The following is a 15,356-nucleotide window of genomic DNA, read 5'->3' on the forward strand; positions in this document are numbered from 1 at the left end:
GCCGGTCGTCGCTACTCCGTTCGCTCGGCAGTATTGTCGTCGCGCGATCTATCGAAAATCAGTTGACACGTCCCGCCGAAGCGAACGTATGGATATCGAGTGGGATAATACCACCCACGCGACGAAGATTGACCCGGCGAAGCCGCTCCCCTCGGACCTCGAACCGCTCACGGGGACCGACCTCGTGATCGTCGGCGGCTCCGACGGCGTCACCGCCGAGAACACGCTCGAGACGATCGAGGCGATCGACGCGTCGTTCCCCGACCTTCCGATCTTTCAGGAGCCGTACCGATCGGATCACGTTTCGACTGAGACGATCGACGCCGTCGATTACCTCTCGATCGCCGCCGTCTACAACGGCGACCGCGAGCACTTCGTCGGCAAACACGTCGATCTCTTCGCCGAAGTCGGCCAGAAACCCGACGAACTTCTCGGTTCGAGCGTCCCGCTAATCGGCGATCTCGTCGCATCGAAGGGTATCGACGCCGTTGCGAATCTGACGGAGAAAGTGATCGGTGAGGGCTACGTCATCCAGCACCTCTCGTCGGCCGCCGCGAATCGCGCCGGCGTCGAAGCGGCGTACTCCCCTGAGCAGGTCGCCGGCGCGGCGCTCGCGACGGAATCACTCTACGGATTTCCGATCTTCTACGTCGAATACTCCGGGACGTACGGCGGTCCCGAAGACGTCCAAGCCGCCGCGAGGTACCTCGAGGACACGGCGCTGTTCTACGGCGGGGGGATCGACAGCGCGGCGAAGGCCGACGAGATCCTCGCGGCCGGTGCGGATGCGATCGTCGTCGGTGACTGCTTCCACGACGATCCGGAGACGTTCCGCGAGACGATCCCGAACCGGTAGCTAACGCTGCGGGCGGAGACGACGGGAGAGCGAGGAGACGGAATGGACGGGAGCGTACGGCGCGCTTTGTGCGCCGTTTCCTCGAGGCGCCTGTAGGCGCGATCGGACTTTTTCAGCGACGTTTTTTGGTCGGGTTCGAGCGCGCCTGCGGCGCGCGAGGACCCGAGTAAAAAGTTCGTTGTTAGAAGGTCTCCTCGATGATCTCGCCGACGGCGAAATTCGATTTGACCTCGGTGACTTCGATCTTGACGCGCTCGCCGACGTCGGCGCCCGGGACGATGATGACGTAGCCGCGCTCGACGCGGGCGATCCCGTCGCCCTGTTTGCCGATGTCTTCGATCTCGACGTAGCGCGTTTCGCCCACGTCGACTGGCGGTTGCGGTTCCGACGGCGCACTCTGTGGCTGAGCCGACGTCTCGGTGTCGGCCTCGCCCGCCTCGTCGCGCGAGATGAGTGCGACACGGTAGACCTCGCCCGGATCGATGTCGCCGGTTTCAACTTCCTGACGCGGTACCTCGATGACGTACCGATCCTCCTCTGCTGATACGTCCGTACTGAACAGACACAGGAGTTTTTCAGATATTTCCACAGGTAGACCCTCACTTCCGTCTCTGCGTCCCCTCCGTAATAGAACTACCGACCGACGGTCAGAATCACCGAGAAAATCCGGCGCTTCCCGCCCGAACGAACGATTCGACTCGAGTAAATCCGGGGACGGGTCCGGGATCGTTCAATTCACGGGCTCCTGTTTTCGGCCCTGCGTCGCCGTGGCGAACCGCGAAAGATCGAGGTCCGTTCCCACGTTCGCGTCCGCATCGGCGTCCGCGACGGACTCGTAGGGCCGGTTGATGACGAGGTCGCCCGCGGTCCGGTCGCCGATGCCCGGGATCGCGGTGAGTTCGTCCATCGACGCGTCGTTGAGGTCGAGCGGGTACGGGACGCCGGTCACCGAGCGGTAGCCGTGGTCGACGACGGCCACGTCGATCGTCCGCCCGAGTTCCCGCTCGCCCGGGATGCCGACCAGCAGCGGGTACGTTCCCAGTTGGCGGCCGAAGGTCCGGCCGTCCTCGTGGTACTCGAGGTGGACGTTCGGCAACACGGTTCCCGGCGGCGCGACGCGCTGGAGCATCGGGTTGTCGATCTCCTCGCGGACCCGCCGCTTGTAGCGCTTGAACAGCTTCTTGTGCTCCTTGGCGATCTCGGCGCCGGTATCGCTCATGTCGGTGCCGGCGAAGGCCATCACTTGCCGAATATTTACGCGGCGGAGCATGTAGCCCTCGTCGTAGACCCGCTGCAGGAAGTCCATGTTGCGCTCGTAGGTCTCCTCGCGCTCGCCCTTGAGCCCGTGCAGGAGGTTGATGCCGGGCAAGAGTTTGGGGAGCCGGCGCGGCGCGTCGTCGCCGAAGGTGGGCGCGTCCGCGGGCTCCTCCCCGGGTCGCCAGCCGGCTTCCTCGTTAACGATCTTGACCGCCTCGAAGCACTCCTCGGCGCTGACGTTGAGATTGTTCTCCTCCTGAACGAGCGGGTCGGCCGACTCGAGGCCGAACGCGGCCGTGTCGCCGGGCGTGTTGTGCTCGGCGATGATCCGGATCCCCTCGCGGGACTTCTCGGGCCACTCGACGATCGTGATGGGGTTCATGTTGTCGAGGTGGAGCGTCTCGAGATCGGGCGCGACCTCGCGGATGCCGCTGTAGAGTTGGCGGAGCGCGTCGGGGTTCGGCGCCTCGCCGTCGCCGCCATACGCGAGGATGTCTGCCTGTCGGCCGATCCGGAAGTGCCGAACGCCGTAGTCCGAGAGCGCGTCGACCTCGCCGACGACCGTCGGCGGGGGCCGGAACGAGGGGTTGCCGTACAGCGGCTCCGTACAGAACGAGCAGCGGTAGGCGCACCCGCGGGAGGTCTCGAGTTCGGCGATGAGATAGTCCGGATGGTTGGGGTGTTGTTCGACGATGAAGGCACCCTCCTGGGCCCACCGAGAGACCTCGTCAACGTCGCGCATCCGATTGTTGAAGCCCTCGAGGCCGCTCTCGACGAGGTCGTGGACGGCCGCCTCGACGTCGCCCTTGGCGACGAAGTCGAAGTCCAAATCCTGGCGTTCGGTTTCGGTGGCACCGGCGTTCTCGTCGCCGACGCCGAACTTGACGGGGCCGCCCATCAGGCTCGTGCCGCTCGCCGTCCAGGCGAGCTTGCGCACCTCGTCGGGTTCGGCCGGCGTGCCGCCGACGTACTTCCCGGGGACGGTCATCCCGCCCAGGTAGATCAGCAGATCGGCCTCGTCGACGTCGCGCCAGCGGTCGGGCTCGTCGCGCAGGCCGTCGATCGTGTGGTACGTAATTCGCTCGCGGGGGACGCCCGCGTCGACGAGCGCGCCGGCCGCGTAGCGCGGGTACGTCGAGATGTACGGCGGCACCCCGAAGTGCGCGGGTTCGTCGACGTAGCCGTCGACGATCGTCACCGACAGCGTCTCGGGGTCAGTCATAGGGAGCGATAGCGCCTCGAGTAGTAAAACGGTGACTACACGGGCGCGGGGCGACGGGCGGGTGCCGACCCCGGCAACGTCGCCGCGAGGAGCCACACGGCTTCGCCTCGAGCCGAATGTTGATTAGTTCGGCACGCGGAGTATCGAACATGCCACCGACGGAAGAGATCGTGTGCACCGACGACGATTGCTTTCTCGACCTGTTCGAGAACCACTACACGTACGACGTGCCGGACGATTTCGACGTGTCGGAGCTTTCCTGTCCCGTTTGCGGCGGGACGGACTGTCTAGAGGTCGTCGAACTCTGAGGGCAGTCGGTCCTCGCGTCAGTCGTTCGTCAGACGTTTATTTTTTCGCATCACAACCAATAAGAACGTGGCTCACGTACCGTGATATCCGGACATGCCTATCGCGTACTGCCACGTTTTCCGCCGCGTTCCCGTTCCCGCTTCCGCTTCGATGCCGGCGCGCAGCGCGCGCGCCGGGGGTGAGGGGAAGTGACCCTCAAAGACCTCGGTCGATCGGTCGGTAACGCGCTCTACCGGCAGGTCGGGCGCGCGAACGGTCAGGTACAGCGCCACCGCTCGCTGCCCGTCGACGTCCTCGAGAACGACGAGGCGTACCTCGTCGTCTTCGACGCGCCCGGAGCCGAACCCGAGGACGTTCAGGTCCGATACCTGAGTGGCAGCGTCAAAATCCACATCGAACGGTTCCGCGAGTTCCGCGAGGGGTACGAGATGCGGTTCCCCGGCCGCGGAATGGAACTCGAGGGCGAGGCCGAGCTGCCCGCGGACGCGCTCGTCAACCCCGACGCGGGGACGGCGACGCTGACCGAGAGCGGAACCGTTCGGATCGAGATTCCGAAAGCCGACTCGACGGGCGACGCGACCGACGAGGCTGACGACAATACCATCAGCACCGATCACGCCGACAGTCAATCCGCCGCCGACCGATCCGAAACCGGCACCGAAACCGAAGAGGTCACCGTCGACGACTGACCGTCCGACTACGGCTCGTCCACCCAGTCGATCGTCATCCCCTCGGTAATCCCGAATTCTTCGTCGCCGTCGAACCGCGTCGGATCGAAGGCGTCGATCCCGTCGCCGCCGAGTATTTCCTCCGCGATGCGCGCGCCGATCGCCGGCGCGCGCATGAAGCCGTGGCCCTGGAACCCCGTCACGACGTAGAGTCCGTCCTCGAGTCGACCCACGAGCGGATCGCGATCGGGCGTCGCCGTACAGAGTCCGGCCCACGACCGATCGACGTCGAACTCGCGGTCGGGGAACCGGTGACGGACGCGCTCGAGCAGGTCCGCGGGGAAGTCGGGATCGGCGTCGCGCTCGTACTCGTCCGGATCGGCTTCGACTTCCTCGGTACCGTCGCCGGCGAGGATGCCGTCGGGGTGGGGCCGAACGTAGAAGCCGCCGGTGGCGTCGTAGCAGGTCGGCTCCTCGAGTCCGGCCGCACCGGCCCCGCTCCCGCCGCCCTTCCCGTCGACGGTCGCGACCAACGCCTGTACCCGGTACGGCTTCATCGCGATCGGGACGCCGGCGTCCGCGAGCACCCGCTTCGTGTGCGCACCGGCCGCCACGAGCACGGCGTCGACCTCCCGCTCCGTCCCGTCCTCGAGCACGACTCGCGACGGATCGGTCCGCACCTCGACCGGCGTTTCGGGCGCGAGCGTCGCGCCGGCGCCGTCGGCTGCGGCGGCGAGACAGGCCGTGTACTTGGCGGGATCGGTGTAGCCCGCCGCACCCGCGATGGCGGCGACCTCGACGTCGTCCGTTCGAAGCGCGGGGAACCGCTCCGCCAGCGCGTCGGCGTCCATCTCGAGGGCGACGACGCCCTCCGCCTGCATCCGTTCGACCTGCTCGCGGATGGCAGTCGCACGCTCGTCGTCGCCCTCGCGGGCGAGCCAGACGTAGGGACACTCGACGAACGGGAAGGTGTCGTCCCCCGACAGCGCTCGGAAGCGTTCGATCGCGTCGCCCGCGATCTCGGCGTCGAGCGGATCCGCGAAGGCGTCGTAGCAGATCCCCGCGGCGCGCCCGCTCGAGCCGCCGGCGACCGGACCGCGGTCGTACAGCGTCACGTCCGCGCCCTCGCGGGCGAGGTCGTAGGCCGCCGTCGCGCCGATGGCGCCTGCGCCGACCACGGCGACCTCGAGGCCCGCGCCCTGCTCGGTGAACGCGTCGGCGCCGACGGCGAGTTCGGGATCGTCGTCCGCGGCGGGTCCGACGCCCGGTCCGGACGTCTCGTCGCCGCTCATCGGGCATCACCCGGCCGCCGCGGGTCGCCCGCGGTGCCGGCCGCTGCCGCGTCCTCGTCGACTCCAGTCATAGCTATAGCTACCCCTGTCGGTCGAAGCGACTTATACTCTCTGACGATATCGGTTGAAGCAAACCGCGGTCGAGCTGAAGCGTTACTCGGCGAAGGCCTCGAGTCCCCGCGCCGGGTAGCCGACGATCGTCGTCGCGCCGGCCTCACGCAGCGCCTCGGCTTGCTCGCGGACGCCGGCTTCGGAGCCGACCAGCGCGTAGTCGGTCGCGGCCTCGAGCAGCACGTCGCGGGCGCGACCGCTCGCGCTCGCGTTGGTCGGCGCGTCGTCGGGCAATTTTTCAGCGACGGGCCGGCGGCGTGCGACGTACGCGCCGACGGCGTCGAGGATCGCGTCCTCGTCGTCCGCGAGTACGGTCGGCGCGTAGACCGCGACGTCGCCCGCGAAGCCGGCCGCCCGCAGCGCCCGGAGTTCGCGTTCGGTCGTCCGCGTGAGCAGATCGTACTGGGTTGCGCCCGTCGCCATCGCGATCCGCTCGACGTTCTCGGTGCCGACCCAGGCGCCGGGCTCGTCCTCGAGGGCGGCGCCGAGGCGGGGTGCAACGGCCCGTTCGCACTCCTCGTCGGTGAGGTACGCGGGGTGGCCCGCAACCAGGACGCGGCCGACGGCGTCGGGCAACGCCCGCGACAGCGAGTCGTCGCCCAGCGGGTCGAAGCCGTCGGCCCGAACGGGCGTGGTCACCAGCACCTCGGCGTCGCCGTCGCTCGCGAGGGTCTCGAGCGTCTCCGGGTCCGGGAGGTACTCGCGGCCCTCGTAGTCGATCGCAACGGTCTCGGCGGGAATCGACGCGGCGGCGGAGACGTCACATTCGGCCGGTTTGAGTGCGATCGCATCCAGTCCGGCGCGGGCGACGGTACTCTTACTCTCGTCGGCGCTGGTACCCGGGCTTAGCATTGAGACTCACCTCGCACGACGCGACTGCTCTCGGTATCAGTATCGGCGGTGCGGAACTCGATCCATCGTCTGTGCGACCATGGACGTGTGCTGCGCGCGGCGCGCGCAAAAGCCTGACGTTCCGTTCAGACGCTGCCTCGACTCGGCGCTGTGCCGCACCGCGAACGCCGGGCGTTCGGCGGCCGTCACTGCGACCGATCGATCCGTTCGGGCGCCTCGAACTCCGTCGCCAACTCGAGCAGCTGCACCAGAATCCGGCCCGTCGCGCCCCAGACGGTGTAGCCGTCGACGCGGAAGTAGTGGATGACGATGTCGCCGTAGTAGGGGTGCTCGCGCCGCTCGTACTCGTAGTTGGCCGGATCGAGCAGCCCCGACAGCGGCAGAAGGACGATTTCGGCGACCTCGCGGCCGTCGCGCTCGTACTCCCGATCCGGCACGCGGGCAACGAACGGCGTGACGGCGTACTCCGTGACCGTTCGGATGTCGTCGAGTTGGCCGACGACGTCCGCCTCCGCGGGTGTGAGACCGATTTCTTCGTCGGCTTCCCGAAGCGCGGTCTCGAGGATCGAGTCGTCGATTGGCTCGGCGCCGCCGCCGGGGAAGCTCATCTGGCCCGGGTGCTCGCCGAGGTCGTCGGCGCGCCTGGTAAACAGCAGGTAGTCCTCTCCGTCGCGGTCGACGATCGGCGCGAGGACGGCCGCGTCGTAGGGCTGGTCGTCGATGTCTCGGGGCTCGTGGGCCGCGACCGGCTCGAGGTCGAGTCGCCGTTGCATGCGCGTCACTCGAGCGCGTCCTCCAGTCGCCGGCGTTCCTCGTCGAGCTCCACGGGCGCCCACGCCTCTATGTCGTAACTGACGTCGAGGAGTCGGCGCAAGCGCTCCTCGCTCACATCGCCACTCGAATCGTCTGGTAAAGCCTCCTCGAGCGCCTCCCGAAACTGTTCGCGGGCCGTCTCGCCGAGGGCCTCTCGATCCAGTCGCCGCCGATCGACGTCGAGGATGTGCGGGACGTCCTCGGCGTGTTCGGGAACGCTCGGGAAGGCGGTCGGGCCGGCGACGAGCAGCGGTTCGTCGGCGTCTTCGATTCCGTGTCGCGCGTACCGAACGAGCGCGAACGACGCCAGCGCGTCCTCGATCGCCGCCTCGAGCGCGTCCTCGTCGACGGATTGGCCGTCCGCGCGGTAGGCGGCCTCCGAGAGCGCCCGCTCGAGTTCCGCTCGGGTCAACCCGCCGAAGAGGTCGACCACGCCAGCCAGTTCGTCGGCCGTCGCGTCCATACGCGGCTACACGGGCGGTCCCCGGATTAGTCTTGTGCGCGAGAGCCGAGCCGTCGCTCGGCCTCGGATTCGCGCTCGGTCTCGGTACCGCTCCCGACGTCGGTACCGCTCTCGGCGTCGACCCACGGCCGCGCCGCGTCGACGACCGCGGCCGGTTCGAACGGCGCTTCCGTCCACCGGGGCAGCCGGCGGTCCGGCCCCGGCGGCGCGATCGAATCGGCGTAGCGGTCGATCTGCTCGCGCTCGCCGGCCGGATCGTACTCGAGGCCGTTGAACGCGGCGTCGACGCGGTACTGCTCGACCAGTTCCTCGCCGGCGGCGCGGTACCGCTCCGGCAGCGTCCCGTAGTCGGGGTCGACGCCGCCCTCCTCGAGGACGCGCAGCAACTCGGCAGCGACCTCGCGGCTCATCCCCTCGAGGCCGGCGTCGCCGGCGACCGCACGGTGGTCGTGGACGTGCCGGCCGAGGTCGACCTGCGCGGTCCCCTCGAAGCCGGCGTAGGCGAAGGCGTCGCCGAGCGTGCCCACCTCGAGGCCCCACGCACGCGGCGCGCGGAGTCGCCGGGCCAGCGCGGCGGTCATGGCGAACTCGCCGGCCAGCGCGTACCGGAACGAGCGAAGATACTCGAGGATCGGCGCGCCGTTCTCGGCCGCGAGCGCACGTAGCAGGGGTTCGTAGAACAGGCGGAAGAGTCGGCCGTAGAGTCGGTCGTCCTCGATGCGGGCGTAGTAGCCCTTGGCGAACTCGAAATCGGCGTCCATCGTCAGCGGCGCGAGCAGCCGCCGGACGTGGTCGGCCTCGTAGCTGCGCGCGTCGGCGTCGTGGACGACAACGTACTCGCCCGCCTCCGCAGCGGGGCCCAGTGCGAGCCAGACGTCACGGCCCTTGCCGAACTCGCCCGCGAGGCCGGCGTCGGCGAGCAGCTCGTCGACGGCGGGCGCGTTGCACCACAGGACGCGGATCGGCAGCGAGAAGGATTCGAGCCACTGCCGGAACGGCTCGATCCGGTCGGCGTCGGCTCGGACGGGGGCGAAGACGGCGGCGGGAGCGGGCTCGAGCGCCTCGAGTTCCGAGAGGACGCGCTCGGCGGCGGGGTTCTCGTGCTCGCGGTCGGTCATCGGGACGATGACGGCCGTCTCGGGGAGGGCCGCCTCGAGGGCGTCGTCGAGCGCGCGGCCCGTGGTACCCGTGCCGTCCGCCGTCGCCGCTTCAGCCCCGGCCTTGGCTCCCGATCCCGGCGCCCCCGCGTCGCCGAACTCGTGGAGCGTCGCGATCCGCTCCTGTACGTACTCCATCGGTTGAGTGTACGACCGGACCGGTAAAACGGCCACGACTCCGGCGAATCGAACGCGACGGTTCTCCGTCAGGAAGACGCGCCGGCACTCGAGCGGTCGACTCGTTGAGCGCCGCAGTATAATAACCTGCTTGATAATACAGCGTTCGATAAAGCCCCGGTCTTTTTCTCCCCTACCTTCCTACAGACGGAACATGAAATCTGTCCGGAAGGCACTCCGCGATGGCGAACTCGACAAGGACACCTACGATCGGCTCGTCTGCGGCGAGTGCGAGAAGCCGCTGAAGACCGAGAACGATCCGGATTCCATCAAAACGGTCCGGATCTGTCCGGACTGCGACTCGGAGTGGAAGGAGATTCGCTAGCGAGGTGTAGCGGTCCGATCAGCGCGACGTCGAGCGCGTTCTGACGATCGGGAACGCTCGACGACGCGGCGTCGCCGAAGACGAACGCGATCGACAGTCAGCGGAGACGCCCGGTCGTCGCACCGACTGCTGGATCATATGCGCAGAATGCAGTGCCGGCTGCCGGGTGTAGCCTTTTGTAATCGACCGGTGCAGTAGCCGACGTGAGCTACGACGACGTGCGGACTCGCCTCGAGCACCGCAGCAGTAGCGACGCCGACGATCCGCGAGCCATCGTCGCTCTTCCAGACGGCAGCGTCGACCACTGGTACGATGTCGTCGGCGAACAGGGCGAGCGCCTCGAGTCGCCCGCCGCGTTCGCCCGCCAGTTGGAGTCGGGACTCGAGACCGCCTCGCTCGAGCCGCTCGCCGTTCGGCCGGGCGGGCAGGCGGTCAACGCCGCGGTGCAGGCGCACGCGCTCGGCGAGGACGTGACGCTGGTCGGCCACCTCGATCATCCGGCGCTCGAGGGCCTGCCGTTCGACGCGCGGTCGATGGGCTGCCCGGCGCACATCCGCGTGCTCTCGTTCGACGGGGACGAACTCCTGCTCGCGGAGCCCGGTCCGGCCGACGAGTGGGGTCTCGAGGACCTGCTCTCGGTCGTCGACTGGGGGCGACTCGTCGGGGCGGACGCGCTGTGCTGTCCGAACTGGGTGTCGGTCCGCGGGCTCACCGCGGTCTTCGAGCGGCTCGGATCGTCCGCGATCGATCGCCGGCTCCCGGTCGTCGTCGATCCGGGCGCGCTCGAGACGGTCGAACCGGCGGCGCTCGAGGGATTTTTCGACGCGCTTTCGCGGGCGGATTCGTCGGAGTCGGAGTTGGAGGGCGGTTCGGGCGTCGAAATCGTCCTCAGCGTCAATCCAAGGGAGTTCGAAGCCGCGGCGGCCGTGGCACTCGAGGACGGATCGGAGACGGAATCGTCGGCCGACGAGATTACCACTGATCGCGTCAACTCCCTCCGCTCGGCGCTCGAGGTGTCGGCCGTCGTCTCCCACGGATCGGACGCGGCCGTCGGCGCAACGCGCTCGAGCACAGCCGGGGTGTCGATGCTCGAGATCGAGTCGCCGCGGACGTCGACCGGCGCGGGCGACCGGTTCTCCGGCGGGCTGACCTGCGCGCTCGCCCGCGAGTGGCCGCTGGAAACCGCGCTCGTGCTCGGCAACGCGTGTGCCGCCGCCTTCGTCGCGAGTGCAGAGACGGCGACGCCGGAGACGCTCCGATCGTTCATCCGCGAGCACGACGTCGCCTAATACCAACGGGCTATCGCTCGCCGGCCATCGCCGAAAAGAGCCGCTCCTCGAACTCCGCCCTGTCGATTCCGTCGGAGGGACCGATGCCGCGCATGTGCTCGACCGAAACCTGGCCGCCGCCCATCCGCGCGTGGCCGCCGGCGTTGGCCATCGGAATGTCGCTGACCGCGTGCCGGAGGGTCTCGCCCATGTGGACCCGGTCGTCTCGAGAGCGCCCGGAGAGGTGTAAGGTGCCGTCGTTCTCCCCGTAGACGACGACCGCCGTGACTCCCTCGAGGTGCATGAGTTCGTCCGCGGCCTGGGGGATCGCGTCGGTGTTCGATACCGTGCCGACGTCGCAGACCGCGAACGAGCCCTCGACGCGCTTCTCCGTGATCGCCGTCGCCTTGATCTGGAGCACGTCGTCGCTGACCTGCGGGTTCGCGATCCGGTCGAGGAGGTCCTCGTCGATCCCGTCGTACAGCGACGCGCAGGCGTCGAACTCGGCCTGCGAGCAGCCGTTGGTCAGGTGGTTCGTGTCGGCCTGCACGCCGTAGAGGAGCCCGGTCGCGAGTTCCGGCGTGAGGTCGAACGCGCCGCCGTCCTCGTCGGGCGACGTCGCGCCGATATCCTGTAGGTATTCGACGAAAATCGTCGCCGCGGCGCCGTACTCGGTCCGCACGTCCGTAAACTCCGTTCCGGTCCCGTTGCCGGGATGGTGGTCGACGACGGCGATCGGTTCGACCGTCTGCGCGCCGGTAAAGCCCCGCGGCGTGTTGTGGTCGACGAGCACGACGGCGTCGGTCGCGAGTTCGGAACTGGACTCGAGGCTCTCGAGGTCCAGATCGAGAACGGTCCGGAACGCGCGGTTCTCCTGGTGGCGGATCTCGCCGGCGTACTGCAGGGTCGCGTCGGTGCCGACGGCGTCCGCGATCGCCGCGACGGCCATCGCACACGCCATCGCGTCCGGGTCCGGGTTGGGGTGCATCAGCACCGACACCTCCTCGTACCCCTCGAGAACGCGTCGGAAGCGCGCGCCGGGCGGGCGGCGGAACCACCGGATCAACCACCAGCCGCCGAGGACAAGCGCGACGAGCGCGAGCACCAGCAGCGAGAGCACCAGCGGCTCGAGCGAGGTCGCCATCTCGATCGCCTCGTCGACGACCGAGACGGTCGCGATCGGCTCGACGGCAGCACCGGTGCTTCCAGCGCCCGGATCGCCCATACCGGACACTCAAATTGAACGACTATGAAGGTTCCCCCGATTTGACGCGTTTGCGGACGGTGCTCGCGTCAGCAGGTTTCGCGGCCGCTCGGTCCCGCTAGTCGTCGCAGTAGGCTTCGATCGCGTCGCGGTACCCCTCCCGGTAGGTCGGATAGGCGAACTCGTAGCCTAAGTCGCGCAGTTTGTCGTTCGAGCAGCGCTTGCTCGTCAGGATCCGCCGTCGCGCCGCCTCGGAGAGGTCGTCGTTCTCGAGTCGCTCGTCTTTCGTCCGCTTGGGCGGCTCCTCGACGCCGCACTGGTCGGCGAGCCAGTCGGCGAACGCCCACTTGTGTGCGGGTTCGTCGTCGACGACCTGAACGACTTCGCCGCGGGCGAGATCCTCCGCGAGCAAGAATCGAACCGCGCCGGCGGCGTCGTCCCGGTGGACCATGTTCAGGTAGCCCTCGGTGACCGGCCCCTCGAGGTAGCGCTCGAGACGGTACCGGTCCGGGCCGTAGAGCCCGGCGTAACGGGCGACGGTGCCGTCGAACCCGTACTCGGGCGGGAGTTTGCGGGCGATCCGCTCGGCTTCCGCGAGTACCTCGGTCTTGGAGGTCGTTGGCTCGATCGGCGTCGTCTCGTCGACCCAGTCGCCGTCGTGGTCGCCGTAGACGCCCGTCGAGGAGGTGTAGACCAATCGCTCGGGCGGATCTTCGCGCTCGCCGAAGGTCTCGATCGCCGTTCGTAGTCCCTCGACGTAGACCTCTCGGGCCGCGTCGGCGCCGCGGCCGCCGCTGCTCGCGGCGAAGACGATCGCGTCGACGTCGGGTACCCGTTCGAGTTCGTCGCGGTCAGTGATGTCGGCCCGGACGGCCTCGAGACCGGCGTCCTCGATCGCCTCGAGGCCCGCGTCGGACCGGCGAACGCCGACGACGTCGTGGCCCCGGGCCGTCAGCTGACGGCCCAACTCGAGGCCGATATAGCCACAGCCGAGAATTGCGATTTCCATACTCGAACTCGCGAACGAACGCACATAACGGCACCGCTCGCGGGAATTACGGCCGGCCGTTCGGTCGCGGTGTCGGATTTCTGGACGAACCGAATCACAATAAGACCGCACTCGAGCGGCGCACTCAGGGCGCGTTATCCGCGATCGCGTACTGGATGTGGACGTACTCCCCGAAGGTCATCGGCGCGCGCTGTTCGATCTTCTGCTGGATCTCTTTGGCGTCCATCTCGATCGCCAGTTCGGTCTCGAGCGCGTCGACGTCCAACACCGCCGTCGACATTCCCAGCAGGAGGTGTTCACAGCCAATGTCGACGATCGTTGCTGCGTCCGGCGCGCGCTCGTCCAGCGCCTGCAACTGGGCCGCCTCCTCGAGCGAGAGGTCGGGCAAGTCGCCCTCGAGCAGTTGGTCGATCGCCTCGCGGTCGACGTCGGTGTCGTTGGCGGCCGCCTCAGGGCCGTAGTCCTCGACGGCGGCCGCGAGGTCGTTGCGGTACTCCGCCAGCAGTTCATCGGGCGAGTCGGGAACGGTCCGTCGCTGTTCGTGGAACATCTCGTACCCGACAGTGACAGCGGACACCCTCAAGTGGGTTGTCATACTGGCATTCGACGACCGGGAGGGCGATGGAACGGAGGAGGAAGTGAAAGGGGACCGGAGACGACAGCTGGCGGGTTGCGCGATCAATCGGAGAGTCCGTTGGACCACGTGCTGCTCGCGCCGTCGGCCGGTTTTGTGTCGATTTCGATCGTGGAGGTACGGCGGACGAAGGATTCGACCGTGTCGAAGTCGGGACCGGGAGCGACCGTTTCCCGATCGGGGTCGTACTCGATGACGTTGTGGTCGGCGAGTCGCGGGAGATGATTGTGGCGCAACGCAGTGGCGATTTGCCGCCGCCGGTCGTCATCGACCGCGGTCATCGGGGTTTCGCCTTCCCACGCGGCGAGTCGGAGTGCGATCTCGTCGACGGGCAGGCGATCAGCGTCCAGCAGGAGATAGAGGAGGTGCCGGCGCCGTCGATCGGACAGGAGGTCGTAGACGCGATCCACCATCGCTGGCTGCATCCGTTCCGACGTCATACTGTATGTACGACACACCACGAAAATTGATAGAAACCTTCCTCCAAACTATTTTGGAAACTCGGTTTCGAAATAACCGATCGTTTCTGATCCGATCCCGCCGCAGCCGTTGAAACCGTCGATCAGGCTGGCTAGAGGTCGGCCGGGCTACGGCGCCTCGTCGCCGAGCGAGACGGCGCCGCCGCGCTCGCTCGAGCGGTAGATCGCGTCGACGATCCGCTGGACGGTCAGCCCTTCCTCGACCGTGGAGCCGACGCGCCGGCCGTCGGCGATCGCCTCGAAGAACGCCGCCTGTTCGTCGGCGTGGGTATCGTTCTCCTCGGTTTCGATGCTCGTGTCGAGCATGTGGTCCGGTCCGTCCGCGCTCGCCGAGTAGATCGTTAGCTCGTTCGTCAGGAGGTCGAACCGCGCGGCGGCCTCGGTGCCGCGGACGACGAACTCGTGGGTCGGCGGACGGTTGGTCGCCCAGGCCACCTCGAGCGAGACGCTTCGATCCCCGTCACAGCGGATGAACGCGCTCGCGGAGTCGTCGACGTCGAAGGCGCCCGGGCCGTGATCGTCGCCCCACATCTCGAGGTAGGCGTAGTCGTCGCGGTCGCCGAACTCGGAGCGGGCGACTCCGGAGACGTCCTCGACGGCGGGGTAGTCCAGCAGGTGCATCGCGAGATCGATCGCGTGGACGCCCAGATCGATGAGCGCGCCGCCGCCCGAGACTTCGCGCCGGGTGAACCACGAGCCGCGACCGGGGACGCCGCGCCGGCGCACGTAGTTGGCCTCGACGTGTGTCACCTCGCCGAACTCGCCGCGATCGATCCGGTTTCGGACGAGGCGGACGGCGTTCAAGAACCGGTTGTTGAAGCCGACCATGCAGACGCCCTCGGAGTCGGCGGCCGCGTCGGCGATCCGCAGAGCGCTCTCGAGGGAGTGGGCCAGCGGCTTCTCGAGGAGGACGTGCAGGTCGTGCTCGAAGGCGTCGACGGCGTACTCCTCGTGGAACCGGTTGGGCGTTGTGATGACGACCGCGTCGACGGCGTCGAAGAGGTCGCGGTGGTCGTCGTAGACCGCCACGTCGTAGTGGGTCGCGAACCGCTCGCGCGCCTCCGCGTCGACGTCCATCCCGCCGACGAGCGGGACGCTCTGCTCGACGAGCCGCTCGGCGTGGTGGTGGCCGATGTTCCCGAGTCCGATGATGCCGGTTCGAACGGACTTCGGGTCGGTCTCGGTCGCCGTCATCGGGGTTTCTGCGCCTCCATCTTCGCCTTCGGGTTCGGTTTCGTCTCCATCTCCTTCGGCTGCCAT

At 68.0% G+C, this 15,356-nt stretch carries 17 protein-coding genes; 5 read left to right on the forward strand and 12 right to left on the reverse strand.

The genetic code is table 11. The features are described from left to right. Nucleotides 1-88: 88 nt before the first annotated feature. A complete protein-coding gene (locus HALXA_RS16455) occupies nt 89-856 on the forward strand; it encodes a heptaprenylglyceryl phosphate synthase (RefSeq protein WP_013881525.1) in 768 nt (255 codons plus the stop codon). Between the two features lie 181 nt (nt 857-1,037). Here the strand turns inward: HALXA_RS16455 and HALXA_RS16460 are convergent, their stop codons facing one another. Both HALXA_RS16460 and HALXA_RS16465 read right to left on the reverse strand, forming a co-directional pair. Continuing rightward, nucleotides 1,038-1,445 carry a TRAM domain-containing protein gene (locus HALXA_RS16460; protein WP_013881526.1) on the reverse strand — a complete coding sequence of 136 codons (408 nt, stop codon included), beginning with the start codon at nt 1,443-1,445 and terminating at the stop codon, nt 1,038-1,040. 141 nt (nt 1,446-1,586) lie between these two features. Next, the gene (locus HALXA_RS16465) at nt 1,587-3,335 is read right to left on the reverse strand and encodes a radical SAM protein (protein WP_013881527.1); all 1,749 of its coding nucleotides are present in this window, start codon (nt 3,333-3,335) and stop codon (nt 1,587-1,589) included. A 149-nt stretch (nt 3,336-3,484) separates the two neighbouring features. Here HALXA_RS16465 and HALXA_RS22220 point away from each other — a divergent pair, with 149 nt between their 5' ends. Together HALXA_RS22220 and HALXA_RS16470 are read left to right on the forward strand one after the other, a co-directional pair. Beyond that, nucleotides 3,485-3,643, forward strand: a complete 159-nt coding sequence (locus tag HALXA_RS22220; protein ID WP_013881528.1) for a DUF7559 family protein — start codon at nt 3,485-3,487, stop codon at nt 3,641-3,643. Between the two features lie 189 nt (nt 3,644-3,832). Further along, nucleotides 3,833-4,333 (forward strand): Hsp20/alpha crystallin family protein, encoded by a 501-nt coding sequence (locus tag HALXA_RS16470; protein ID WP_013881529.1) that lies wholly within the window; start codon nt 3,833-3,835, stop codon nt 4,331-4,333. Nucleotides 4,334-4,341: 8 nt separating this feature from the next. Here the strand turns inward: HALXA_RS16470 and HALXA_RS16475 are convergent, their stop codons facing one another. The 5 genes from HALXA_RS16475 to HALXA_RS16495 all read right to left on the reverse strand — a co-directional run bounded on the left by HALXA_RS16475 (nt 4,342) and on the right by HALXA_RS16495 (nt 9,138). Then, nucleotides 4,342-5,604, reverse strand: coding sequence for an NAD(P)/FAD-dependent oxidoreductase (locus tag HALXA_RS16475; protein WP_013881530.1), 1,263 nt, complete (start codon nt 5,602-5,604; stop codon nt 4,342-4,344). Nucleotides 5,605-5,757: 153 nt separating this feature from the next. Further along, nucleotides 5,758-6,567, reverse strand: a complete 810-nt coding sequence (locus HALXA_RS16480) for a DUF7388 family protein (RefSeq protein ID WP_013881531.1) — start codon at nt 6,565-6,567, stop codon at nt 5,758-5,760. Nucleotides 6,568-6,752: 185 nt separating this feature from the next. Continuing rightward, nucleotides 6,753-7,340 carry an NUDIX hydrolase gene (locus tag HALXA_RS16485; RefSeq protein ID WP_013881532.1) on the reverse strand — a complete coding sequence of 196 codons (588 nt, stop codon included), beginning with the start codon at nt 7,338-7,340 and terminating at the stop codon, nt 6,753-6,755. Nucleotides 7,341-7,345: 5 nt separating this feature from the next. Next, nucleotides 7,346-7,843 carry a DUF7109 family protein gene (locus tag HALXA_RS16490; protein WP_013881533.1) on the reverse strand — a complete coding sequence of 166 codons (498 nt, stop codon included), beginning with the start codon at nt 7,841-7,843 and terminating at the stop codon, nt 7,346-7,348. A gap of 26 nt (nt 7,844-7,869) precedes the next feature. After that, nucleotides 7,870-9,138 (reverse strand): glycosyl transferase family 2, encoded by a 1,269-nt coding sequence (locus HALXA_RS16495; RefSeq protein WP_013881534.1) that lies wholly within the window; start codon nt 9,136-9,138, stop codon nt 7,870-7,872. A 193-nt stretch (nt 9,139-9,331) separates the two neighbouring features. On the opposite strand from HALXA_RS16495, the gene HALXA_RS22225 reads away from it, so the two are divergent. Next, complete coding sequence (locus HALXA_RS22225) at nt 9,332-9,502, forward strand: HVO_0758 family zinc finger protein (RefSeq protein ID WP_013881535.1); 171 nt, start codon at nt 9,332-9,334, stop codon at nt 9,500-9,502. Between the two features lie 203 nt (nt 9,503-9,705). After that, nucleotides 9,706-10,791: a PfkB family carbohydrate kinase gene (locus HALXA_RS16500; protein ID WP_013881536.1), complete on the forward strand. Its 1,086-nt coding sequence runs from the start codon at nt 9,706-9,708 to the stop codon at nt 10,789-10,791. Between the two features lie 10 nt (nt 10,792-10,801). Here the strand turns inward: HALXA_RS16500 and HALXA_RS16505 are convergent, their stop codons facing one another. The 5 genes from HALXA_RS16505 to HALXA_RS16525 form a co-directional block, all read right to left on the reverse strand. Beyond that, nucleotides 10,802-11,995: a DHH family phosphoesterase gene (locus tag HALXA_RS16505; protein WP_013881537.1), complete on the reverse strand. Its 1,194-nt coding sequence runs from the start codon at nt 11,993-11,995 to the stop codon at nt 10,802-10,804. Nucleotides 11,996-12,092: 97 nt separating this feature from the next. Further along, a complete protein-coding gene (locus HALXA_RS16510; protein ID WP_013881538.1) occupies nt 12,093-12,983 on the reverse strand; it encodes an SDR family oxidoreductase in 891 nt (296 codons plus the stop codon). Nucleotides 12,984-13,107: 124 nt separating this feature from the next. After that, nucleotides 13,108-13,533: a DUF5791 family protein gene (locus tag HALXA_RS16515; RefSeq protein WP_049895346.1), complete on the reverse strand. Its 426-nt coding sequence runs from the start codon at nt 13,531-13,533 to the stop codon at nt 13,108-13,110. 128 nt (nt 13,534-13,661) lie between these two features. Then, the gene (locus HALXA_RS16520; RefSeq protein WP_013881540.1) at nt 13,662-14,057 is read right to left on the reverse strand and encodes a DUF7344 domain-containing protein; all 396 of its coding nucleotides are present in this window, start codon (nt 14,055-14,057) and stop codon (nt 13,662-13,664) included. A 147-nt stretch (nt 14,058-14,204) separates the two neighbouring features. Then, the gene (locus HALXA_RS16525) at nt 14,205-15,290 is read right to left on the reverse strand and encodes a Gfo/Idh/MocA family protein (protein WP_049895493.1); all 1,086 of its coding nucleotides are present in this window, start codon (nt 15,288-15,290) and stop codon (nt 14,205-14,207) included. Nucleotides 15,291-15,356 lie beyond the last annotated feature (66 nt).

Source organism: Halopiger xanaduensis SH-6 (genome assembly GCF_000217715.1).
GTDB lineage: Archaea > Halobacteriota > Halobacteria > Halobacteriales > Natrialbaceae > Halopiger > Halopiger xanaduensis.

What these genes read in the sequence shown, in the direction of transcription:
- HALXA_RS16515 (WP_049895346.1), bottom strand. Translation starts at nt 13,533, where the DNA reads ATGTTCCACGAACAGCGACGGACCGTTCCCGACTCGCCCGATGAACTG.
- HALXA_RS16505 (WP_013881537.1), bottom strand. Translation starts at nt 11,995, where the DNA reads ATGGGCGATCCGGGCGCTGGAAGCACCGGTGCTGCCGTCGAGCCGATC.
- HALXA_RS16475 (WP_013881530.1), bottom strand. Translation starts at nt 5,604, where the DNA reads ATGAGCGGCGACGAGACGTCCGGACCGGGCGTCGGACCCGCCGCGGAC.
- HALXA_RS16455 (WP_013881525.1), top strand. Translation starts at nt 89, where the DNA reads ATGGATATCGAGTGGGATAATACCACCCACGCGACGAAGATTGACCCG.
- HALXA_RS16490 (WP_013881533.1), bottom strand. Translation starts at nt 7,843, where the DNA reads ATGGACGCGACGGCCGACGAACTGGCTGGCGTGGTCGACCTCTTCGGC.
- HALXA_RS16465 (WP_013881527.1), bottom strand. Translation starts at nt 3,335, where the DNA reads ATGACTGACCCCGAGACGCTGTCGGTGACGATCGTCGACGGCTACGTC.
- HALXA_RS16480 (WP_013881531.1), bottom strand. Translation starts at nt 6,567, where the DNA reads ATGCTAAGCCCGGGTACCAGCGCCGACGAGAGTAAGAGTACCGTCGCC.
- HALXA_RS16485 (WP_013881532.1), bottom strand. Translation starts at nt 7,340, where the DNA reads ATGCAACGGCGACTCGACCTCGAGCCGGTCGCGGCCCACGAGCCCCGA.
- HALXA_RS22225 (WP_013881535.1), top strand. Translation starts at nt 9,332, where the DNA reads ATGAAATCTGTCCGGAAGGCACTCCGCGATGGCGAACTCGACAAGGAC.
- HALXA_RS16495 (WP_013881534.1), bottom strand. Translation starts at nt 9,138, where the DNA reads ATGGAGTACGTACAGGAGCGGATCGCGACGCTCCACGAGTTCGGCGAC.
- HALXA_RS16525 (WP_049895493.1), bottom strand. Translation starts at nt 15,290, where the DNA reads ATGACGGCGACCGAGACCGACCCGAAGTCCGTTCGAACCGGCATCATC.
- HALXA_RS16520 (WP_013881540.1), bottom strand. Translation starts at nt 14,057, where the DNA reads ATGACGTCGGAACGGATGCAGCCAGCGATGGTGGATCGCGTCTACGAC.
- HALXA_RS22220 (WP_013881528.1), top strand. Translation starts at nt 3,485, where the DNA reads ATGCCACCGACGGAAGAGATCGTGTGCACCGACGACGATTGCTTTCTC.
- HALXA_RS16510 (WP_013881538.1), bottom strand. Translation starts at nt 12,983, where the DNA reads ATGGAAATCGCAATTCTCGGCTGTGGCTATATCGGCCTCGAGTTGGGC.